12 protein-coding genes are annotated in these 24,836 nt (G+C 42.5%); 11 read left to right on the forward strand and 1 reads right to left on the reverse strand.

The window, feature by feature from the left end; all coding sequences use genetic code 11:
• Positions 1-80: 80 nt before the first annotated feature.
• The 8 genes from bglX to AAFN85_RS12435 all read left to right on the forward strand — a co-directional run bounded on the left by bglX (position 81) and on the right by AAFN85_RS12435 (position 19,694).
• Positions 81-2,387, forward strand: coding sequence for a beta-glucosidase BglX (gene bglX / locus AAFN85_RS12400; protein ID WP_347527624.1), 2,307 nt, complete (start codon positions 81-83; stop codon positions 2,385-2,387).
• Positions 2,388-3,316: 929 nt separating this feature from the next.
• Positions 3,317-6,616: a TonB-dependent receptor gene (locus AAFN85_RS12405; protein ID WP_347527626.1), complete on the forward strand. Its 3,300-nt coding sequence runs from the start codon at positions 3,317-3,319 to the stop codon at positions 6,614-6,616.
• A 27-nt stretch (positions 6,617-6,643) separates the two neighbouring features.
• A complete protein-coding gene (locus AAFN85_RS12410; protein WP_347527627.1) occupies positions 6,644-8,419 on the forward strand; it encodes a RagB/SusD family nutrient uptake outer membrane protein in 1,776 nt (591 codons plus the stop codon).
• A 76-nt stretch (positions 8,420-8,495) separates the two neighbouring features.
• A complete protein-coding gene (locus tag AAFN85_RS12415) occupies positions 8,496-12,107 on the forward strand; it encodes a VCBS repeat-containing protein (RefSeq protein ID WP_347527629.1) in 3,612 nt (1,203 codons plus the stop codon).
• A 10-nt stretch (positions 12,108-12,117) separates the two neighbouring features.
• A complete protein-coding gene (locus tag AAFN85_RS12420) occupies positions 12,118-13,440 on the forward strand; it encodes a vanadium-dependent haloperoxidase (RefSeq protein WP_347527631.1) in 1,323 nt (440 codons plus the stop codon).
• A 16-nt stretch (positions 13,441-13,456) separates the two neighbouring features.
• Complete coding sequence (locus AAFN85_RS12425) at positions 13,457-15,022, forward strand: VCBS repeat-containing protein (RefSeq protein WP_347527632.1); 1,566 nt, start codon at positions 13,457-13,459, stop codon at positions 15,020-15,022.
• An 18-nt stretch (positions 15,023-15,040) separates the two neighbouring features.
• Positions 15,041-16,582, forward strand: coding sequence for a VCBS repeat-containing protein (locus AAFN85_RS12430; RefSeq protein WP_347527633.1), 1,542 nt, complete (start codon positions 15,041-15,043; stop codon positions 16,580-16,582).
• A gap of 316 nt (positions 16,583-16,898) precedes the next feature.
• Positions 16,899-19,694, forward strand: coding sequence for a sugar-binding domain-containing protein (locus AAFN85_RS12435; RefSeq protein WP_347527634.1), 2,796 nt, complete (start codon positions 16,899-16,901; stop codon positions 19,692-19,694).
• 105 nt (positions 19,695-19,799) lie between these two features.
• Here AAFN85_RS12435 and tyrS read toward each other — a convergent pair whose 3' ends face one another.
• On the reverse strand, positions 19,800-21,083 hold the full coding sequence (tyrS, locus tag AAFN85_RS12440; RefSeq protein WP_347527635.1) for a tyrosine--tRNA ligase: 1,284 nt from the start codon (positions 21,081-21,083) through the stop codon (positions 19,800-19,802).
• A 239-nt stretch (positions 21,084-21,322) separates the two neighbouring features.
• Here tyrS and AAFN85_RS12445 point away from each other — a divergent pair, with 239 nt between their 5' ends.
• The 3 genes from AAFN85_RS12445 to rpsA all read left to right on the forward strand — a co-directional run bounded on the left by AAFN85_RS12445 (position 21,323) and on the right by rpsA (position 24,624).
• Positions 21,323-21,985, forward strand: a complete 663-nt coding sequence (locus AAFN85_RS12445; protein WP_347527636.1) for a hypothetical protein — start codon at positions 21,323-21,325, stop codon at positions 21,983-21,985.
• A 40-nt stretch (positions 21,986-22,025) separates the two neighbouring features.
• Positions 22,026-22,469: a hypothetical protein gene (locus AAFN85_RS12450; RefSeq protein ID WP_347527637.1), complete on the forward strand. Its 444-nt coding sequence runs from the start codon at positions 22,026-22,028 to the stop codon at positions 22,467-22,469.
• A 202-nt stretch (positions 22,470-22,671) separates the two neighbouring features.
• The gene (rpsA, locus tag AAFN85_RS12455) at positions 22,672-24,624 is read left to right on the forward strand and encodes a 30S ribosomal protein S1 (RefSeq protein ID WP_347527638.1); all 1,953 of its coding nucleotides are present in this window, start codon (positions 22,672-22,674) and stop codon (positions 24,622-24,624) included.
• Positions 24,625-24,836: the final 212 nt, after the last annotated feature.

Below are 24,836 nucleotides of genomic sequence, written 5' to 3' on the forward strand. Positions count from 1 at the left end.
ATATTTACATAGGCGCTGAAAAGCCCTGATTATTAGTCATATTTGTTAACCAATTATTTACTACCCAATAAACAAAAAAAATGAAAAAGTATTTTTCAAGCCGGCTGGCCGTCGCCGTTATGCCGCTTTGCGTGGTGCTGTTGCCTTATAATAAGGTATCGGCCCAAAATAAAACTGAAGACGCCAAGATGAGCGCCTATGTAAAAAGCCTGATGAACAAAATGACGGTCGACGAGAAAATCGGTCAGCTTAATTTAGTAACCATCGGTGCGGCTACAACAGGTTCGGTAGTAAATAAAGGTGTTGAAGAAAATATTAAAAAAGGAGCTATCGGTGGTGTGTTTGGTGTTTGGGGCACTAAGCAAACCCGCGAGATCCAGGATATCGCTGTAAAAAACTCAAGGCTGCACATCCCGCTTATTTTTGGTTTGGATGTGATCCACGGTCACCGTACTATTTTCCCAATACCGTTGGGGATATCGGCTACCTGGGATATGAACCTGATCAAACAATCGGCACAAATTGCAGCTAAAGAAGCAACCGGCGAAGGCCTGAACTGGGTGTTTTCTCCAATGGTTGATATTGCCCGCGACCCACGCTGGGGCCGCATTTCTGAAGGTTCGGGTGAAGACCCATGGTATGGTTCACAAGTAGCTAAAGCAATGGTGCAAGGTTACCAGGGCGCAAGCATGAAAAATGCCGATGCGGTGATGGCCTGCGTAAAACACTTCGCGCTGTATGGCGGTGCAGAGGCCGGTCGCGAATACAACACGGTTGATATGAGCCGTATTAAAATGTACCAGGATTACCTGCCACCTTACAAAGCTGCAGTTGATGCCGGTGCCGGTAGTTTCATGAGTTCGTTCAATACGGTTGATGGCGTACCTGCAACAGGTAACCAATGGTTACTTACCGATCTGTTACGTAAACAATGGGGCTTTAAAGGTTTTGTAGTATCAGATTATACTGCGGTAAACGAGATGACCGCTCACGGTCTTGGCGATCTGCAAACTGTATCTGCCCTGGCACTAAAAGCAGGTTTGGATATGGATATGGTAGGCGAAGGCTTTGTTAAAACGCTTAAAAAATCTCTTACACAAAAGAAAATAACCCAACAGGAAATTGACCTTGCTTGTCAGCGTGTTTTAGAGGCTAAATACAAATTGGGCCTGTTCGAAAATCCATATAAATCAATGGATGCCGATAAAGAGGCTAAAGAAGAATTATCGCCTGCTAACCGCGCTGCTGCGAGGGAAATTACCAAACACTCGTTTGTATTATTAAAAAATGATAACCAAACCCTGCCTTTGAAAAAAACTGGCAGCATAGCATTGGTTGGCCCACTGGCCGATAACCACCGCGATATGTTAGGCACCTGGGTTATTGCCGGCGAATGGGAAAAATCGGTAAGTGTAATGGAAGGTATCAAAAACGTAGTGGGTAACAATGTTGCCGTTAACTATGCTAAAGGTGCCAATATTACTGAAGACGCTGAATTTATTAAACGTTTGAATTTTGGTCCGGGTATGGTTTCTGTTGATGCTAAACCTGCCGACCAGCTGTTACAGGAAGCCGTTGATGTTGCCAAAAAATCGGATGTGATCGTGGCTGTAGTTGGCGAATCGCAAAGTATGTCTGGCGAGTCATCAAGTCGTTCGGATATCGATATTCCTGAGAGCCAGAAAAACATGCTGAAAGAACTTTCAAAATTGGGCAAACCAATGGTGATCGTGTTGTTTAACGGTCGCCCGCTTACTTTAACCTGGGAAGATAAAAACGCCAGCGCTATATTGGATGTTTGGGCACCAGGCTCAGAAGCAGGTAATGCCATTGCCGATGTTTTATTTGGCGATTATAACCCGGCCGGTAAACTGACCGCTACCTTCCCACGCAGCGTAGGGCAGATACCTATTTATTATAACCACAAAAATACCGGCAGGCCATATAGCAGCGGTCCTACTAAATTCAAATCAAATTATCTGGATATCTCTAACGATCCGCTTTACCCATTCGGTTACGGTTTGAGCTATACTACCTTTAGTTATAGTGATGTTAGTTTGAGCAAAACCAAACTAAAAGGTAATGAAACTTTAACCGCTTCGGTTACGCTTACCAACACAGGTAAATATGCAGGTGAAGAGGTTGTGCAGTTATACATCAGCGATCCTGTTGCAAGCATCAGCCGTTCGGTAAAGGAGTTAAAAAACTATCAAAAAGTTAACCTGCAACCAGGCGAATCAAAAAAGATCAGCTTTGCTATTACCCCTGAGCAATTGAAGTTTTATAACACCCAATTAAAGTATGATTGGGAGCCAGGCGAGTTTGTAGTGCAAATAGGTACAAGCTCGGCAAATACCCATAATGCATCAGTTTGGTGGGCTAAATAAAACTAAAAAGAGTATAATACATTTTTAGCACTTTGTTAAAAATGAGGAAGATATTTTTTTAACAGAAAAAATAAAATAGAGCGCCCTGGCAAGTCATTTTGCCGGGGCGCTTTATTTTAACGAAAAAACCTGAATCGTCGATTTACTGCTTTGAAATCGATTGTAATAAATGTTGATTGAACATTTATTGTTGAAAAAGTATTATGTAGTTAAATGTTTGGTTAACAGTTATTATCATGCAATAATATTAATTGTTGTATTGACGGTATATGTATGGTATGATGATATTTTAACACTTTGATGAATTATTGTCACACCCGCCCGCAACATTAAAATCCAATTAAAATTGTGGTGTAATAGCCTCGTTACATAAAGATTTATTGTTTTAAAAACTTTTTGATGTCGGGTGTTTGATAATAGCAACATTTTGGCAATACGATAATTTTAACAAAATGCCGTGTGTGTTAATAATATCTTAACAAAAGGTTTTCAATTTGTGATTTTATCGGACAAATGAGCCTATAAATAATTAATTTATAAATCTGCTTTTTTTACTTGTGTAAACAGTACACACTATTTACATTAGTTCCATAGCCAATATAAATTTCTGTAAAAGCAGAAAGCGTTCAAATTCTGATATTATTATAACATTTTAACTTTTAGTGTTTTTCGGTAACGAACAACCTGAAGATGTGATACAACGGTAAAAAACTAAAATTTACACGAGAGAAGATTACATGATAAAACTTTTACATTTTTTTCTTTCCGGCACTTCATCTCACACAGATCTGTTAAACAGGGCTCATCTCACAACTGCCCCGTATAACCAGGTTTTTTGTAAGTGCGTAAACTATTATCTTAAAACATAACCCGCCAATTATCGACCAAAAAGCTTAATCAAATATATTAATCAACTAAATCTCAATCTCATGTTTAAAAGTTTACTCCTCAAAGGGAGGTATTTGGGCTTGCTGCTATGCTGCCTGATATCTTCATTGGTAGTTACAGCCCAAACAAAGTACAAGGGTAAAGTTATCGGCTCCGACGATAAACTGCCCATCGTTGGTGCGTCTGTACGCATCAAGGGTACCAGTACCGGCACCGTAACTGACGTTAATGGTGAATTTACCTTAACGCTAAGCCAGGGCAACACATTGGTAGTTACCTACATTGGCTACCAAAGTACCGAAGTTAAAGTAGGTGCCGATGTTAACCTGCGGATCACCTTACAATCGGGCAGCAGCACGCTGAACGAAGTTGTGGTAACAGGTTACACCGCCCAGCGTAAAAAAGACATCACAGGTTCGGTAGCCGTTGTTAACGTAGCCAGCTTAAAAACAGTACCGGCAGCAAATACTGCATCGTTACTGCAAGGCCAGGCTGCAGGTGTTACCGTTATCAACTCGGGTAACCCGGGTGGTGGTGCTACTGTTAACGTGCGTGGTGTGGGATCTATCTTCAGCACAGCACCGTTAGTTATGATCGATGGTGTTCAGGGTTCGTTAAATGATATCAACCCCAATGATATCGAATCTATCCAGGTTTTGAAAGACGGCGCCGCTTCAATATACGGTGTGCGTGGTTCAAACGGTGTAGTTGTGGTAACAACCAAAAAAGGTAAAACCGGTGCAGCAACCATTACTTATGATGCCTACTACGGTACTCAAAGACCTTTGGCTGATGGTTTTAAACTTGCCTATTCTAAAACTTACGTTCAGGCTATTTATGAATCATATTTAAACAGCCCAAAAGCTGACGGCACAAGCCCTTTAGCCGACGGTAACTCTCAATATGACCCCGGAAAAACCGGTAAATGGACCATCCCTGATTTTCTTACCCCTGCAGGTGCGCACGTAGGTGACCCAGGTACTACTATTGATTGGTACAACCTTAACCCTAATAACGGTAACCCTTTAGATCCATTGCGTGTTGGTCCTAATGGTGTTGATCTGTTAGGTGCAAACAATATTACCATGGCAAATAAACAAGGTACCGATTGGTTTCACGAAGTGTTTAAACCGGCACCTATCCAAAGCCATAACATTACAGCAAGTGGTGGTAACGAAAAATCAACTTACCTGATGTCTGTTAACTACTTTAACCAACAAGGTACTTTGATAGATACTTACTTTAAAAGGTATTCGGTAAGGGCAAATACAACTTTCGCGCTTGGTGACCACGTACGTGTTGGCGAAAATGCTTATATCTTTTACAAAAGAAGTCCTAACCTGAGCAATAACCAAAACGAAGGTAACGCTATATCATACATTTACCGCGAACCACCTGTAATTCCGGTATATGATATTAAAGGTAACTATGCCGGTACAAGGTCTGGTAGTTTAGGTAACTCAAGCAACCCGGTTGCTGTTCAGGAGCGTACCAAAAATAACCGTAACAACAACTGGGATATAGTAGGTAACATTTTTGCCGAAGCAGATTTCCTTAAACACTTCACTATTCGCACCCAATTTGGTGGTACTGTAGATAACTACTATTACTATTACTTTACACCTACAGCTTACGAAAACTCGGAAGGTAACACTTCAACAAACGGTTTTACCGAAGTTGCAGGTTATAACAGCCAATACACCTGGACCAATACTTTAAACTACAACCAGCAATTTGGCAAACATAACGTTAAAATTTTAGCCGGTTCTGAGGCTGTTACTACTTATCGCCGCGGTATCCGTGCAGGTGGTGGTAATTATAACCTTACTTTCCTGCCAAACTACGTTACTGTTGCAAACGGTGTTAACGCGCCAAGCAACGGTGTTGATCAGTTGTTTGATTCGGGCCTGTTATCATACTTTGCCAAAGCTGATTACACTTTTGATGATAAATACATCCTTGGCGGTACTATCCGTCGTGACGGTTCATCATACTTTGCAAGCGGTTATCGTTGGGGTACTTTCCCATCAGCAAGTTTAGGTTGGAGGATCTCTAAAGAATCTTTCATGAAAGATATCAGCTGGTTAAATGATTTGAAGATCCGTGCCAGCTACGGTAAGTTGGGCTCATTAAATGGTGTTGAAACCAGGTTAAGCAATGCTTATACTTTGTTTATTCCATCAAACGGCAATGCTAACTACGATATTGATGGTACTGGTAATAAAACAGTTACAGGTACTTATCGTAACCAGTTAGGTAACATCAGCACCTCATGGGAAAACGACATCATCAAAAACATCGGTTTTGATGCGACTCTATTTAACAACAGGTTAGATTTATCGGCCGAATATTTCCGTAAATCTGTTACCGGCTTGTTATTCGTATCAACCGATCCTTCTATCGCTCTTGCTCCTGTTGCGGTTGAAAACCTTCCGTATGTTAACGGTGGTAATATCGTAAACACCGGCTTTGAGGTTACAGCGGCTTATCACGGCGGATCAAACGGTGGTCTTAAATATGATCTGTCGTTAAACTTAAGTCACTATGATAATAAGGTAACTGATTTGAACGGTTTGAAATATCAAAACCGTAACAGTAGCGGTTCAACCCGTATCCAAAACTTTGTACGCTTGCAACCAGGTCAGCCGGTAGGTGCATTCTACGGTTATAAAGTTATTGGTTTATACAGGGATGCTGCCGATATCGCCTCTTCTCCAACTGATGGCAACGCGAGACCAGGTTTATTTAAATATGCCGACGTAAATGGCGATGGTAAAATTGACGTGAACGATAAAACTTTCATCGGCAATCCTAACCCTAAATTTACTACAGGCTTTACGCTTAATATGACTTACAAAAACTTTGATCTGAACGCGTTCCTTTACGGATCATTCGGTGCTAAGATCTTTAACTACGTTAAATACTGGACTTATTTCCCACAAGTATTTACCGGTAACGTAAGTGCTGATATATTAGGCCCTAAAGTTTGGAGACCAGGTGCTGATAACTCAAAAGCAACTATCCCTGTTTTAACAAGAACAGCTAATGCCGATAACACAGGCGAGCCAAATTCATGGTATGTTGAAAACGGTAATTATTTACGACTAAAATCATTAACTTTAGGCTATACTATACCAAATTCAACAGTAAAAAGCTTAGGTATTAAAAGATTGCGCGTTTATTTCCTGGCCAACAACCTGTTTACTATAACCAAGTACAGCGGTTTGGATCCTGAGCTTCAGCCATCTAACTTGAGTGATAATACCAGTTTCGGTATTGACTTTGGTAACTACCCTGCTAATCAAAAAATTTACAACGTTGGTGTTAGTGCCACTTTTTAATTCGTAAAAATTTTAGAAATAAAAGTTATGAAAAAATTACAAGCAAAATTGATCGTACCACTGGTTGTATTATCAGTGTGCCTCATATACGCGTGTCGAAAAAATATACTTGACAGACCGATTCTGCAAAGCTTAAACCAGGACCTGCTATCAAACAAAGCAGGGGTTGAAAGTTTACTTATCGGTACCTATTCATTGTTGGATGGTGTAGGTGGTATAGGTGGTGGTATTAATGCCGCCGGTTCAAACTGGTTGTTTGGTAGCGTGGCTGCCGGCGACGCCTACAAAGGTTCGGAGCCATCAGATGGTGGTAACGATGCCTTGCCGGTAGGTAACTTTACCTACACAACTTCAAATCCTTATATCCAGTCGAAATATACTTTATGCTTTAGCGGTGTTGTACGTGCAAATGACGTATTACGGATCCTGCCTTTGGCTAAAGATATTTCTGCACCTGAGGCTAAAAGGATTACCGGCGAAGCCAAATTTTTAAGGGGATATTACTACTTCGAGCTTAAGAAAATGTATAACATGATCCCTTATGTTGATGAAACTGTAACCGATGGCAACCAGCCAAATGATAAAGATATCTGGCCTGATATTGAAAAAGATCTGCAGGCAGGTATTGATAATATCCCGGCTACCCAGCCAAACAAAGGCCGTGCTAATAAATGGATAGCCGTTGCATACCTGGCAAAAGCCAAAATGTTTCAGCATAAATTTTCAGAAGCAAAAACGTTGTTTGATGACCTGATTGCCAATGGTATTAAGCCAACCGGCGATAAGTTTGCGCTGAACGATAACATGCAGAAAAACTTTAGCCCTAACTCGGCTCAAAAAAACAGTGTTGAATCGGTATTCGCGGCCCAGGCATCAGTTAATGATAACTCGGGCGGTAACAACGGTAACACCGGCGATGAGTTGAACTTCCCTTACAACGGCGGTCCTGGTGCATGCTGCGGTTGGTTTAACCCTTCACAATCGTTAGGTAACTCATTTAAAACAGGTGCTGACGGTTTGCCTTTGCTTACCACATTTAACGATGGTAAAAAAGTAAGCGGAAAAACAGATCCATATACAGGTACTGTCGATCCACGTTTGGATATCACTGTTGGCCGTCCTGGTATCCCATACCTTGACTGGGGCAATCCAGAGCCAAAATGGATCCGTGACCCTACGGATGGTGTTTTTAACCCACGGAAAAACGTTTATTCACAAAGTGAAAAAGGTACCAACTCAAGTACTGAAAACTACTGGGCAGCTAACGAGGTTACATCAAATAACGTTAACTTAATGCGCTGGAGCGATGTACTTTTAATGGCAGCCGAAGCAGAAGTTGAGGTTGGTAGTCTTGCCAAAGCCGAAGATTATGTGAACATGGTACGTAACCGTGCAGCAAACCCTATATGGTGGGTTTACAAAGGCAGCGATTACGATGCGACAAAATCTGAGTACACTAATAAAACAACTAAGGCTGATAATTATTTGGTTAAGCCGTACCCAACTGGCACATTTACCACTCAAGGTAAAGACTATGCCCGTACCGCCATCCATTTTGAAAGGAAAATAGAGCTGGCGATGGAAGGTCAGCGTTTCTTCGATTTGCAACGTTGGGACCAGGGTACAGGCAGTATGGCTACAGAGATCAATGCCTTCTTTGCTTATGATGTGAATGTTAACTCGCAACTGAATGGTGCTCATTTCACCAAAGGCAAAAATGAGTACTATGCTATCCCGCAAAATCAGATCGATCTTTCGGGTGCTACAGGTGCTTCAAAACTTAAACAAAATCCTGGTTATTAATTAAAACCCTGATTTTAAATATTTAACTTAGGTGGAGATATTTATCTCCACCTTTTTTATAGCCTAATAATTTGTAATGAAGTATATAATACCCTTTGTAAGCCTGCTTCTGGTTTCATTAACGGCGTGCAAAAAAACTACGCTGTTTGAGCAGGTCCCCTCGTCGCATTCGGGCATTACTTTTAACAATACCATTGTTGAGAACGATACCATCAACCCGCTTACCAAGCTCAATTTGTACAACGGTGGTGGGGTAGGCATTGGCGATTTTAACAACGATGGCTTGCAGGATATATACTTTGTTGCCAATACCACATCAAACAAGTTATACCTTAACAAAGGCGATATGAAGTTTGATGATGTGACCGAAGCAGCCGGAGTAAAAGGCAGCGGCGGCTGGGGCAGGGGAGTTGCGGTTGTTGATATTAATAACGATGGCCTTATGGACCTTTATGTATGCTATACCTTGCTGGATGACTCGGTTAAGCGGACAAACCTTTTATATGTAAATCAGGGTGTAGGCAAAGATGGCGTTCCTCGTTTTAAAGAGATGGCTAAGGAGTACGGCCTCAACGTAAAACTCCACTCAACTATGGCCTCGTTTTTTGATTATGATAACGATGGCGATCTGGATATGTATCTCACCGTTAACGAGGCTGTAGCAGGCGATAACCAAAGCACCTTCAGGCCGATAATTACCAATGGCAGCCACCGCAGTACCGGGCAGCTTTACCGTTGCGATTGGGATGCCAAACTAAACCACCCGGTTTACACCAATGTATCAAAACAGGCAGGCATAGGTACCGAAGGGTACGGCCACGCCGCCACCATTGTGGATATTAACCGCGATGGCTGGAAAGACATTTATGTTACCAACGATTTTTTAACTGATAACATACTATACATTAACAACGGCAACGGCACTTTTACTGATAAGGTGCAGGAGTATTTTAAGCACACAGCATTCAGTTCGATGGGGCAGGATATTGAGGATGTAAATAACGATGGGCTTGCCGATGTTTTTGAGGTTGACATGAACCCCGAGGATAACTACCGCAAAAAGATGTTTATGCCGCCAAACAACTACCAGATCTTCCAAAATTTCGACCGCTATAAGTACCAGTATCAATACACCCGTAATACCCTGCAAATTAATAACGGTCCGCGTGTGGCCGGTAATGATTCCATCGGCGATCCATCGTTTAGCGATGCCGCGTTTTTAAGCGGAGTAGGCCAAACGGATTGGAGCTGGGGACCTATGATGACTGATTTTGATAACGACGGCTATCGCGATCTGGTAATTACCAATGGTTACCCACGCGATGTTACCGATCATGATTTTATAACCTTCAGGCAGATGGCTTATTCTGTAGCTTCAACGCAACAGGTACTGGAGCAGATCCCCATCGTTAAGATCCCGAATTATGCTTTCCGTAATACCAATGGTTTGCAGTTTGAAGATGTAACCAAAACCTGGGGACTGGGTGTACCATCATTTTCCAACGGTTGCGCCTATGCCGATCTGGATAACGATGGCAGCATGGATATGGTGATCAACAATATCAACGATGAGGCTTTCATCTACAAAAATACCGCGCGTAAAGCCTCTATCACAAGTAACAATTATTTACATGTACAATTTCACGGCGGGCCAAAAAACATAAACGGTTTGGGTGCCTTTGTTGATATCTATTACGATCATGGTAAGCGCCAGTATTATGAAAATACGCCTTATCGTGGTTACTTATCAACCATACAAAATATAGCACATTTTGGTTTGGGCAATATAAGCAAGCTCGATTCGGTAGTTATCCGTTGGGATAATGGCAAAAAGCAGGTGCTTACAAACGTTAAAACCAACCAAACTCTCCAGGTTAAAATAAGCGATGCGCATGTTGATTATAATAACCATCATCCATCAATAGATGGCACTGCGCTTTTTAAAGATGTAACTCAATCGGCAGGTATCACTTATAAACACCGTGAAGAGGATTATATCGATTTCAACGTTCAAAAAATGATCCCGCATAAATTGTCACAATATACACCGGCTGTGGCCGTAGGTGATGTTGATGGTAATGGTTTTGACGATATGGTTGTTAGCGGTACAACAAAATATCCCGCTCAGCTTTTATTGCAGCAAGCCAATGGGAAATTTACCCAGCGCGATCTGGTACCACCGGTTAAAATAGCAACGCCTGCAAATACTACCGATATGGCCCATATGGTATCGCCGGTACAGGTTAAGGATGAGGGTATGCTATTATTTGATGCCGATGGCGATGGAGATCTTGACCTGTACGTAGCAAGCGGAGGTAACGAAAGCGAACCGGGATCAACCAATTACCAGGATAGGCTTTATGTAAACGATGGTAAAGGAAACTTTAAATTACAGCCAGATGCCTTGCCTAAAAATCTAACCAGTAAACTGTGTGTAAAAGCCGCCGATATTAACAAGGATGGTAAAATGGACCTGTTTGTATCTGGTCGTGTTGATCCATGGAATTATCCGAAACCGGTATCAAGCTTTATTTTGCGTAACGATAGCAAAAACGGGGTGATCAAATTTACCGATATATCAGCATCGGCAGCAAAAGAACTGAATAATATTGGCCTGGTTTGCGATGCCACCTTTACCGATTTTGATAACGACGGCTGGCCCGATCTGATCTTAACCGGCGAGTGGATGCCGATCACCTTTCTGAAAAACAATCACGGCACATTTAAAAACGTTACCGCCGGCACCGGCGTTGAAAATAAACTGGGCTGGTGGAACACCATTGCCGCAGGCGATTTTGATCATGATGGAGATACCGACTACATTGTTGGTAACACCGGGTTGAATACATTTTATAAAGCTACGGATCAATACCCGATATACATCACCGCTAAGGATTTTGATAACAATGGTAGCTATGATGCCTTCCCATCTGTTTTCCTGAAAGATAAAGAAGGAAAGATGCAGGAGTTTCCGGCTTATGGCAGGGATGATGTAGTTAAACAGATGATCAGCATGCGTACCCGGTTCCAAAACTATCGCTCATTCGCGACAGCAACTATGGATTCGGTGATAACCCCAAAAATGCGCGAAGGGGCTATCAGGTTAAAGGTAAATTACCTGCAATCGGTTTATTTGCGCAATGATGGCGGTGGCAAATTTACCGCGCTGCCTTTACCGATAGAAGCCCAGATGTCTGAACTATGCGGCATTACCGTTGATGACTTTGATGGCGATGGTAACCTGGATGTAGCCATGAATGGTAACGACTACGGCACCGAAGTGGCAACCGGCAGGTACGATGCCTTTAACGGCTTGTTACTAAAAGGCGATGGCAAAGGCGGTTTTAAACCACAAAGCATTATGCAAAGCGGTATTTATATTCCGGGTGATGGCAAGGCATTGGTAAAACTAAAGGGCGCAACGGGCAACTACTTGCTGGCGGCTACCCAAAACAGGGAGGCCATGAAGCTATTTGAACTGAAAAGACCTGTTAAAACCGTTAGCTTACAGCCGCTTGATGTGTTTGCCACTATAAAATACAAGAATGGAAAAACCGCTAAACAGGAGTTTTATAATGGTAATTCGTTCTTGTCGCAATCGGGCAGATTCTTTAATATTGAAAGTAATATGGCATCGGTAACTGTAACTGATAGCTATGGTCATCAACGTACCGTTCCAATTAATTAAACTGTTATAAATGAGATGCTTTAAGATACTTATAGCCCTTGCCGGTTTCGCTCTTTTAGTAGGCTGTGGCACTAAACCGAAAAAAGTACCGCTGATAAAGGATGTAGACGTGATTCACAACAACGTTGACCAGCTTACGCAGGTAATTATTTATGATGTGTTTACGCCGCCGGTTGCCAGTCGTATTTATGGTTATACCACGCTGGCCGCTTACGAGGCGTTGCGGTACGAGCATCCTGAATATAATTCGATCACGGCGCAGCTTAAAGCTTTTGGCAAACCACCAGTACCCGAAAAAGGGTTGAAATATAACTATACGCTTGCCGCCACTAATGCTTTTTTTACAGTAGCGCACAAGGTTACTTTCTCTATCGATTCGCTTAAAAAGTACGAGGCTAAAGTGTACGCCATGTATAAAGATAACCTCGACGATTCGACTTACGCCCGTTCAATGGCTTTTGGCGAAAAGATAGGCAAGTACATATTAAAAAGGGCGATGGTTGATAACTACCCGCAAACCCGCGGCAAGCCGAGGTTTTTAGGTAACGATAACCCGGGTAACTGGCACCCAACCCCGCCCGATTATCTGGATGGTGTTGAATTTTGCTGGGGCACTATGCACACCTTCGCGGTTGATACCTCAACCATGTTCCCCCTGCCGCCGCCGCCTGCTTTTAGTGAGGATAAAAACAGTCAGTATTTTAAGCAAACACTTGAGGTTTATAACCAAAGCAAAAACATCACCCCCGAACAAAAAACTATCGCCAAATTTTGGGATGATAATCCTTTTGTGATAGAGCATAACGGGCACATGATGTTTGCCAATAAAAAAATTACGCCCGGCGGCCACTGGATAGGCATTACGGCTATAGCCTGTAAGCAAACCCATGCCGACGAGGTGAAAACCGCCCAGGCCTACGCCCTTACTTCGATAGCGCTTTTCGACGCCTTTATTTGTGGCTGGCAGGTGAAATACGAAACCAACTATATCCGTCCGGTAACTATCATCAATGATAAAATTGATCATGATTGGTTGCCCATGCTGCAAACCCCACCGTTCCCCGAGTATCCGAGCGGGCATAGCGATATCAGCGGAGCTTCGGCAGTGGTGCTTACCCATTTGTTTGGCGATAACTTTGCTTACCAGGATACCAGTGACTTACGCTACATAGGCATGCAACGCCATTTCGATTCGTTTTTAAAGGCTGCCGACGAAACTTCAGTAAGCAGGTTTTATGGAGGTATCCACTTTAAAAATAGTGTTGATCAGGGCGCAGTTCAGGGCCGACAGGTAGGCGAGTATATCTGGAAAAAATTACGACTTAAAAACTAACACGCTAATTATTTACATGGGATTAAAAAAAAGTGTTTTAACCATATCATGCCTTTTTTTATCTTCTGCAACACTGGTAGGCTTAACATTCTTAAACAGCTGCAAAAGTAAACCTGCCTATACGCCATACAAACTTACCGGCGATGTAATGGTTGACGGTAAAAACCTGGTACAGCTAAAATGTACCAGCTGCCATGCCCTTGTACCTGTTGATGCTTTGCCAAAAGATGTTTGGTTAAATCATACGCTGGCCAATATGGCACCGCTGCTGCATATTTCAACCTACGGCGGTTCATCGTACTTTAAAAATAACCCACTGGATACCGCGGGCGCCACTATAGAGGAATGGAACGCCATTATTGCGTACTATAAAAAAGCCGCGCCCGATACGCTGTTGCCAGCTAAAAAACCTGTGCCGCTTGTGGATGATTGGGCTGGGTTTACCTTGCGCAAACCAGCCCCGGTTAGCTACACTGCGTTCACTACACTGGTTGCTACCAATCCGGCTACAGGCCGTATGTACAGTGCCGACGCGGTAGACGAGAAATTGAATGCCTGGGATAGCAACCTGAAAATGGATTCGCTGGCTAAATTACCGTCGGCGGCTGTAGGTGTTAGCTTTGGTAAAGACAGTACGGGTAATAATGTAGGCTTTTTTGCCTGCATAGGCCGGATGGCACCTATAGATTTTCCGAATGGTAAAGTTGTTAAAGTAAACCTTGATGCTGCTCATATCAACCAGGATCAAACTTACATTGCTTCCGATCTGCCCCGCCCGGTAAATACCACTACCGCCGATTTTAACAAGGATGGTTTAGCTGATGTAATAGTTTGCGGTCAGGGTAAATTTAAAGGCGGCGTGTACCTGCTTCAGCAAAATAAAGATCATACTTACGATAAGCAAACTATTTATAGTAAACCAGGATCGGTTCAAACAGAGGTTGGCGATTTTAATAAAGATGGCTGGCCCGATGTAATGTTACTAACCGGCAGCGGCGACGAAGGCTTATGGCTGTTGCTTAATGATAAAAAAGGTGGTTTCACCACCCGTAACCTTCTCCGTTTTCCACCGGTGTATGGTTGCAGTAGTTTTCAGTTAACCGATATTGACTATGATGGTAAGCTTGATCTGGTATTAACCTGCGGCTATAACTACCGCGATTCGCGGATCTTGAAGCCTTACCACGGCTTATACATTTTTACCAACACAGGCGATTGGAACTTCAAGCAACGCTGGTTTTACCCTGTAAATGGCTGCACCAAAGCCATAGCGGCAGATTTTGATGGGGATGGCGACCTTGATATTGCCACCATAGCCTTTTTTGCTGATATGAAAAGCACCCCTGCCGAAGAGTTTATTTACTTTGAGCAGGATAAGCCATTCAGCTTTAAACCGCATGCCGTACCAATTAGTCAATACGGGCACTGGATGTGCATGGAAATGACCGACCTGAACAAGGATGGCAAACCCGACTTGGTTTTGGGTAACTATGCCGATGGGTTTATGTTTCAGGATGGTTTTAAGCCTAATTGGGATAAGCACCTGCCGCTGGTAGTTCTTGAAAATCATATTAAAAAGTAGGCATAACCGCAATTGCAAATGAGGGTAGGAGGAAGGGTAAAGCAACGTGATTTATGGCTGCTGATAAGCGGGCTGATCTTTACCATAGCAACTATCCTTGCCGGCTGTGGTGATAACGAACCTTCCGACGAAGAACTTTTGGCCGGTGCAAAAAAGGTGGCCGTACTTCATTGTGGCCGCTGCCACGAAGCTCCGGATGCATCATTGCTGGATAGCGCTACCTGGAATAAATATATCTTGCCCGCCATGGGCCGTAAGCTGGGGCTTCGTTCGTTTATGGATCAGTATATAGCCGGGCCAAATGCCGAACTCTCATTAGCCGATTGGAATAAAATAGTTGTTTATTACAGGTATGCATCGCCTAAAAAACTGATCATCCCAAAACCAAACGCGGTAATTGATTCAGCTATATTTAGTGTGAGACGCCCTACTAAAGTTGATACCAAAAACGGCGAAGCCATGACGACCATGGTTACTTTTAATCCTATTGATAAGCATTTTTATACCGGAGACGCCGGCAATAAACTTTACCGCTGGGATAGCGATCTAATGCCAACCCTGATCAAAACTTTTCACTCGCCCATTACCGATGCCTCTTTTTATCAAACAGATACTGAACCTAACGCCGCGGTTATTACCTGTATAGGCATACTACCTCCAAACGATGAGTTGAAAGGCTCATTGGTACACATCAACCTAAATAAGAAAGACACCACGCTATTAGAAGATAGCCTGCCACGACCGGTGAAAAGCACCGCCGCCGATTTTAATAAAGATGGCCTGATGGATTATGTAACCTGCGGCTTTGGTCGGGATAGGGGAGGCTTGTTTTTGATTGAGCAACAGCCCAACCATAATTTTAAACGAAAAATAATCCGCGGTATCCCCGGCCCTGAAATAGTGTATACCGGCGATTATAATGGCGATGGCTGGCCAGATATAGCCTGTCTTTTTGCCCAAGGCGATGAAGGGATCTGGCTGTTTTTGAATGATAAAAAAGGAGGTTTTATCACCAAAAATATCATGCGTTTTCCGCCGGTGTACGGTTCAAGCAGTTTTCAGTTGGTTGATTTTAATCATGATGGCAAGTTAGATATTCTGTACACTTGTGGTGATAATAATGATTACTCGCCCATATTCAAGCCATACCATGGCGTTTACATTTTCACCAATCAAGGCGATTGGAAGTTTAAGCAAACTTACTTTTACCATATCAACGGCTGCTCAAAAGCCATCGCCACGGATTTTGATAAAGACGGCGACCTTGATTTGGCCGTGATAGCGTTCTTCCCCGATTATAAATATCACCCAACCGAGGGGTTTACCTACCATGAACAGCTAAGCCCCGGCAAATTTAAGGTACACGAGGTGCCCGTTAATAAATTAGGTCGATGGATCTCGATGGAGGCTAATGATATTGATGGCGATGGGGATACGGATATTGTTCTGGGCAATTTTTCGGTAGGTGCGCAGGGCTTGATGAACCAAAAGGATTATAAACCTGATTGGGATATGTATGAGCCGGTTATTTTGTTGAGGAATAAAACGGTCAATAAGTAAAACTTGTATCATAATCTTGCGCTCGTTTGTAACGAGCGCTTAACATGGTTTCGCGATTGTATCGCGCGGTTTGCGTTATAAACGCAAACCCAGCTTAAGCGCTCGTTACAAACGAGCGCAAGAATTGGAGGATCCTTCGCTACCGCTCAGGATGACAACATATTTTAATTATTCATTCTGTAAATTCTAAAATCCTGTAAATTCTGATTCAGACAGTAGTAAAACGTTTCATTTGTACAATAAATTGATAAATAAGTACATCTGTATCTGGCTGTAGGTTAAGTAGTTTTACCGAACCTATTTATCCATATACTCAATGAAAAAAAGTATTTATTCGGTTTTAAGTGTTTTGGCGGCATGCCTTTTACCTGCTTCGGCGCAGGCACAGGCGGGCGCAGTGAAACAGGTTAAACTCGTTAATTTCGATTTGCAATCTTCTTCCCTAATTAGTGCTTCTGGCACTGAATTGTCGGGAACAAACTATCATTCGCCGGTTTATTGGTTCCCGGTTAAAGTACCTTCAACGGTATTAACGGGATTGGTAGCGAATCATATCTATCCCGATCCTTACCAGGGATTAAATAACATGCTGATCCCTGATGCCTCCGATCAGTTTAATAAAGAATACAACCTGGAGCAATACAGCTACTTGCCTAATAATCCCAATCCCTGGAAAAAACCGTACTGGTACCGCACTACATTTAGAGTGCCTGCCGGTGATAAAGGCCGCAGGTTTCAGCTGATATTTAAAGGCATTAACTATCGCGCGGCCGTATGGCTAAATGGAAAGCAAATTTCCGATAGCACACAAATGGTTGGCATGTTTGCCGAGCATAATTTAGATGTAAGCGGAGCTGTTAAGGCAGGTGCAGAAAATGCCCTTGCGGTAAAGATCTATCCTTTAGATTATCCCGGTTATCCCGCAAAAGAACAACTCAAAGCCCTTGGCCCATTTTATGAAAATGGTGGCCCTACGGGTGATATCGGCAAAAACGTAACCATGCTTTGCTCATCGGGTTGGGACTGGATCCCACCGGTGCGTGATCGTAACATGGGCATCTGGTTGCCTGTTTATCTACGTACTACAGGCGCGGTAACCATCGGTAAACCAAAACTGGTAACCGATTTGCCTAACCTGCCTGATACCGGTACAGCCAAACTCTCATTAAACTTAACACTTACTAACAATACCGCGGCCGCGCATAACGGCAAGCTTACCATTAGCATAAAACCTGAAAACTTTGCTGGCGCGCCGGTACAATTTAACCAGGCGGTATCAATTGCCGCCAATGCTGAAAAAGGTGTTGAGTTGAGCGCCGATAAGATCAGTCAGCTAATTATCCGTCAGCCTAAATTATGGTGGCCAAATGGTTATGGCAAGGCTAATTTGTACCGCATCCGTTTGCAATATGCGGAGGGAGCTACTATTAGTGATGATACTTCATTTGTGTTTGGCATCCGTAAGGTAGCCTCGAAAGCGGAGACTACCGCCAATGGTTTTGTACGCCGTAAGTTTTATGTGAACGGGAGAGAAGTCCATTTGGTAGGTGGGGCCTGGGTGCCCGATATGATGGTGAACCGCGATTCGGCCCGTTATGATTATGAAATGCACCTGTGCCGTACAGCCAACGTAAACCTGGTGCGCATTTGGGGTGGTGGAGTTACCGAACCGGATGAGTTTTGGAATGCCGCCGATAAATATGGCCAGATGGTATGGTCGGATTTTTGGATCACGGGCGATACCCAGGGCGAGTTTAAAGGTTCTCCGGATTGGCCGTTAGAAGGCAATGTGTTTATCAAAAACGTAGAGAGTACTATTTATCGCATCCGCAACCATCCAAGTTTACTGGTGTGGACAGGAGGCAACGAAGGCCATGCACGTAAGGAATTATATGATGTGATGCGCAATGATATCATTACTTTGGATGGCACCCGTCCGTTTATTCCAAGTTCGTCAGGCTTTGCTAAGCTACCTGCCGGATGGAAAGGTTCATGGCCGGATGATATGCCATCGGGCGTTTACAGCGGCGGGCCTTACGAATGGAAGGACCCTAAAGATTATTACAAACTGGCTAACGATGCTAAAGATTGGGTATTTAAAGATGAAACAGGTTTGCCGTCGCAACCACCATATACTACCTTGCCTAAGATCATCCCTAACTTAGTTTGGGATACCAACTTGCCTTTTCCGCTCAATAATTCATGGGGGTATCATGATGCCGCAACAGGAGCAGGAAGGTATGATAAATACTACGAGGAAATGGCCAAACGTTATGGCCCGCCAAACAGTATTGTTAATTTCTCCGACAAAATGCAGCTGATGAACGCCATAGGCTACCGCGGTATTTTTGAAGCTGATGGCCATAAACTAAACGAAACTGGTGGTGTGATGCTCTGGAAGCTGAATGCAGCCCTGCCAAGTGTGATCTGGCAGATTTATGATTGGTACCTGGAACCTAACGCCGGTTTCTACGCCATGCAAAATGCCTGCGAGCCGGTACATATCCAGTATAATTACGATAACTCGGCGATTGCTATTATTAATCGTACTCACCATGCAACCGGCAGCCTAACTGCCACGGCCGATATTTATGATATCAACAGCAAGCTCATTAAATCTCAAAAAGTGGCAAATGTTGGTTTGGCACAAACCGGTGTAAAAGAAGTTATCCAGTTAAAAGATGCTTTGGCAGCTACTAATGGAGTATGCTTTGTGGTGTTGAACCTTACCAATGCTCAGGGTAAAACAGTATCTCACAACGTATACTGGTTATCAGCTAATGATGATTTTAAAACATTAAGCGATATGAAGCATGCGCAGGTACAAACTAAAGTGATCAAAACGGAAAAGGGCATAAGCGAAAATAAATGGACGCTGCAATTCACTAATACCTCAAACCAAGTGGCATTTTTTGTTCGCCCGCAATTGATGAAAAATGGGGAAGAGGTAATGCCAAGTTACTGGACAGGTAATTACTTCAGCCTCGCACCACATGAAAGTATCACGGTATCGGTGAGTGCGCCGGTAGCTAAGTTGGGAAGTAGTTTGCCGACTGTTTTGTTGGAGGGATGGAATTTAGATAAGCAGGTGGTTCAGTTATCTGCTAAGTAAACTGCTTTTCAAGATTTACGAAGTTTTTAAAACTTCGTAAATCTGATCGAGCGGATAAATGTTTTTATTCATTGCCGTTGGTTTTAACCAACGGCAATGAATTTATTATTCAGCGATAATCAAAAAGTAGTTCCTTTTACCTTTTTGCACAATTATAAATTTGCCGTTGATTAATGCATCGGTTGTATATACATCATCGGCAGTTGCAATTTTTACTTTATTGATAGCAGCGCCACCGCCTTGTATCATTTTTTTAGCCTCGCCTTTTGATGCGAAAATCGAAGTTTTAACGGCTAACAGCTCTGCAACATTAATACCTTGCTCTAAATCGCTCAAAGCAACTTTATAGTTATCTACACCCGAAAATATTCCAAGAACTTCGGCTTCGTTTAATTCGCCTAAAAACTCCAGGCCAATGTTACCAAATAAAAACTCTGACGACTTGATAGCTTTTTCATATTCAGCCTCGCCATGCACGCGGATAGTAATATCCTTAGCCAATGCTTTTTGCAATATGCGTGTATGCGGCGCTGCATCATGCTCAACCTCCATCGCTTCAATAACCTCACGATCAAGCAGGGTAAAAATGCGGATGTATGATTTAGCGTCGACATCGGTAGTATTTAACCAAAACTGGTAAAACTGGTATGGCGAAGTACGCTCGGCATCCAACCAAACAGCGCCGCTTTCGGTTTTGCCGAATTTGGTACCATCGGCCTTTTTAATAAGGTTGGTGGTTAAAGCAAAAGCCTCACCGCTATCTTTACGACGGATAAATTCTGTACCGGTAACAATATTTCCCCACTGGTCGCTACCACCCATTTGTAACGAGCAGTTATGGTTTTTCCAGAGGTAGTAAAAATCGTATCCCTGCACCAACTGGTAAGTAAACTCGGTGAACGACATACCTGTATCGCCTTCCAGACGTTTTTTTACCGAATCTTTGGCCATCATGTAGTTTACAGTGATGTGCTTGCCTACGTCGCGGATAAAATCGAGAAAAGTGAAATCTTTAAACCAATCGTAGTTATTTACCATTTCGGCGCTGTTGGCACCGGTGTTAAAATCAAGAAAACGGGTTAGTTGTGCTTTTACCGATTCGAGGTTGTGCTGTAACACATCCTCGGATAATAAATTACGCTCGGCCGATTTGCCCGACGGATCGCCCACCATGCCTGTAGCACCGCCTACCAGCGCATAAGGTTTGTGGCCAGCACGTTGAAAGTGGATCAGGGTCATGATCTGGGTAAGGTGGCCAACGTGCAATGAATCGGCAGTAGGATCAAAGCCGATATATCCCGAAGCCATACCTTTATTTAACATATCCTCGGTTCCAGGCATTTCGGTATGCAACATGCCGCGCCAGCGTAATTCTTCAACAAAGTTCATATCAGGTTGTATTTCAAAAAGGTGCAAATATAAATGAAATTGGTACACTAATTTTCACTAATTAAATCGAATTACACGAATTATGAGTGCCCCAATTTTAAAATTCGTGTAATTCGATTTAATTGTCTGCTACCTGAAAAATTCGTGGTTATACGGTTAACTATAGGTAAACCCAGTTTCAAATAATTACTTATATTTTGTATCTTGAGCAAAACCGGGTATTTTGCAAACCAAGGCTTATGAATTTTTTATCACATTTTTATTTCGACAGGGATACTACCAACTGTTACCACGTGCTGGGAACGGTACTGCCCGACCTGTTGAAAAATGCGGATAAAAACATCATCCTCCACCCCGAAAAACTACACCATCCTGATAGCGAGATCAATTCGATCATCGAAGGCTGGAAGAAACACCTGGATGTAGATAAGTATTTTCATTCTTCAGATTTTTTTGCAACCCGCTCGCACGAGCTTAAAAAACTGCTTTTGCCCGCTTTACAAGGCTCGCCGGTAAAACCTTTTTTTTTAGGGCATATAGCTCTTGAGTTAATTATTGACAATCTTTTGCTCACCACGGGCAAAATAAGCGTTGCCGGATTTTATGATCACTTAAGCGGCTGCCGTGACGAAAAGATAGAAGCGTTTTTGAAATTTGCCGGGTTGGAGGACACCGCTGTTTTCTTTAAATTTTACGAAGGCTTTAAAAAAAGCCAATACCTGCACACTTATGCCGAAACCCATCAGATAGCTTACGCGCTAAAGCGGATCTGTATGCGCATCTGGAAAAATCCATTCACACCCGAGCAGGAAGTATTAATGGACGGTATTTTGGATGGTTATCGCGAACAAATGTTGAACGATTTTATGTTGATTTTTCAAGAAATTGAAGAGAAAATATAAGCTAACTGAAGCATTCAATAAAACCTAAACACTTAACATAATGATAAACGAAGAAAACAAACCAGCTTTTGAACAACCTGAGTCGAATTTAATTGACGGGAACCAACCCGATCTTTCTTACCCGGAAAGGCATGGTTTTGTGACCGCATGGTTGGTTTTTATGATGATTGTAAACTCCTTTGCCGCTCTTAGATATTTACTTCAAGCGCGTGAGCTATCAATTATGATGGACGTTCCTACTTATATTATCTTTGCGCTTTTTGCCACCGGGGCGCTCAATGTGCTATTTGCTGTTTTATTGTTTTCATGGAAAAAGATTGCGTTTTATGGCTTGGGCATCACAGCTGTGATTATATTTATACTGAACCTTACTCTTCACATGTCAGTCATTAAGGCGTTACTTGGCCTGGCTGGTTTCCCTGTACTATACGGAATTCTTCAGATCAAAAAGAACGACGTTTCGGCCTGGGATTACCTTAAATAAATTATATAATCATAGTTAACGTTTTCAAAAGCACTTACCTCGTAGGCGATTAAAAGCCCCAAAAAGTGCGCTTGTTATCTTGTTTACTTCAAATAGCCTAAAATATAAGCAATTAACATCAAATAATTCTTTTTTTAATAAAATTATGTCCTTACCTTTGCAGTCCCAATTAACAAATTGGGAAAAGGAGATAAATTAATTAATGGCAAAAAAACAAGAAGCAGAAAAAGAATTAAAAGCGAAAGAAGCTGAGCTGGGTACAGTGAACGCGTCTGGCGAAAAAGAAACAGTTGAATCAGAAGCTGATTCAATCTCTATCGAAGAGATCAAATCAAAGATCGCCTTAACACCAAGCGAAGATTTCGATTGGGATGCTGACGATAAAAAATTTGGTAACTACAGCGATAGCGACCGTGAGAAATTTGAGAAATTGTATGATGGAACTTTCAGCTCTATCACCAAAGGCGAAATCATCACTGGTACAGTTGTTAACGTTAACAACAAAGATGTTGTACTTAACGTAGGTTTCAAATCAGACGGTTTAGTATCAGTATCAGAATTCCGCGACACTCCAGATCTGAAGATCGGTGATAAAGTTGACGTTTTTGTTGAGTCGCAGGAAGATGCTAACGGTCAGTTAGTACTTTCACGCAAACGCGCTAAAACTCAAAAATCATGGGAGCGTATTAATTCAGCACTTGATAATGATGAGATCATCACTGGCTTTGTTAAGAGCCGTACTAAAGGTGGTTTAATTGTTGACATCATGGGCGTTGAAGCCTTCTTACCTGGCTCACAGATCGATATCAAACCTATCAGGGATTACGATGTGTACGTAGGTAAAACTATGGAGTTCAAAGTTGTTAAAATCAACCACGAATTCAAGAACGTTGTGGTATCGCACAAAGTGCTTATCGAAGACGATCTGGAAAACCAAAAAACTGAAATTGTTGCCCGCCTTGAAAAAGGTCAGGTATTGGAAGGTACCGTTAAAAACATTACTGACTTCGGTGTATTCATCGACCTTGGTGGTGTTGACGGCTTACTGCACATTACAGATATTTCATGGGGCCGTATTGAGCACCCACGCGAAATTCTTGCATTGGATCAAAAAATCAACGTTGTTGTGCTTGACTTTGATGACGAGAAAAAACGTATCGCTCTGGGCTTGAAACAATTAACCCCACACCCTTGGCAAAGCCTTTCTGAAGAAATTCAGGTTGGATCTAAAGTTAAAGGTAAAATCGTTACCGTTGCTGATTACGGCGCATTCCTTGAAATCATCCCTGGTGTTGAAGGTTTGATCCACGTATCAGAAATGTCATGGTCACAAAACCTGCGTAACCCTCAGGAGTTCCTGAAAGTTAGCGACGAGATTGAAGCTCAGGTATTGACATTAGACCGCGAAGAACGCAAAATGTCATTGGGTATTAAACAATTAACCCCTGATCCTTGGCAAAATGCTGCCGAAAGGTATGCAGTAGGTACACAACACGTTGCTACAGTTAAAAACATGACCAACTTTGGTGTGTTTGTTGAACTGGAAGACGGTATCGACGGCTTGATCCACATCTCTGACCTTTCTTGGTCTAAAAAAGTTAACCACCCTAACGAATTCACTAAAGTTGGTGAAAAATTGAACGTGGTTGTACTTGAATTAGATGTTGAAAACCGCAAATTGAGCTTAGGCCACAAACAGCTTGAAGAAAACCCTTGGGATACTTTTGAAACTATCTTCACTATCGATTCGATCCACGAAGGTACTGTAATCAAAGTAACTGATAAAGGTGCTATCGTAGCTTTACCTTACGGTGTTGAAGGCTTCGCGCCAACCAAACACCTGGTTAAAGAAGACGGCAAATCTTTAAAAGCTGAAGAAGCTGCTGAATTCAAAATCATCGAATTTAACAAAGAGAACAAACGTATCGTTATTTCACACTCACGTATCTGGGAAGAAGCTCGCGCTGATGCTCGTGTACAAGAGTTTGAAAACCGCAAAAAAGAAGCTAAAGCAGCTACCAACGCGGTGAAAAAAGTGAAAGATTCGGTTGAAAAATCAACTTTGGGTGATCTGAGCGTATTAGCACAATTGAAAGAGCAAATGGAAGGTGCTGAAAACAAAGCACGTAAAACCGGCTCTGAAGAGGAAGCATAATTAATAGCTTAACCGCTTTTTATATAAGCCTCCCGATAAAAATCGGGGGGCTTTTTTTGTTTTAGATAGGTTTGGGCTTACACCACCATGTCATTGCTGTAAAGGTTAGATAATTCGGTAACAGAATTAACAAGCAATAAAAAACGTTAATTCAATTATGCGGAACATCAATAATGATCTAACCTTAAAGCGGAATTATCTGAGTAAATATC

Origin of the sequence: Mucilaginibacter sp. CAU 1740 (assembly GCF_039839285.1) — a bacterium.
Taxonomy (GTDB): Bacteria; Bacteroidota; Bacteroidia; order Sphingobacteriales; family Sphingobacteriaceae; genus Mucilaginibacter.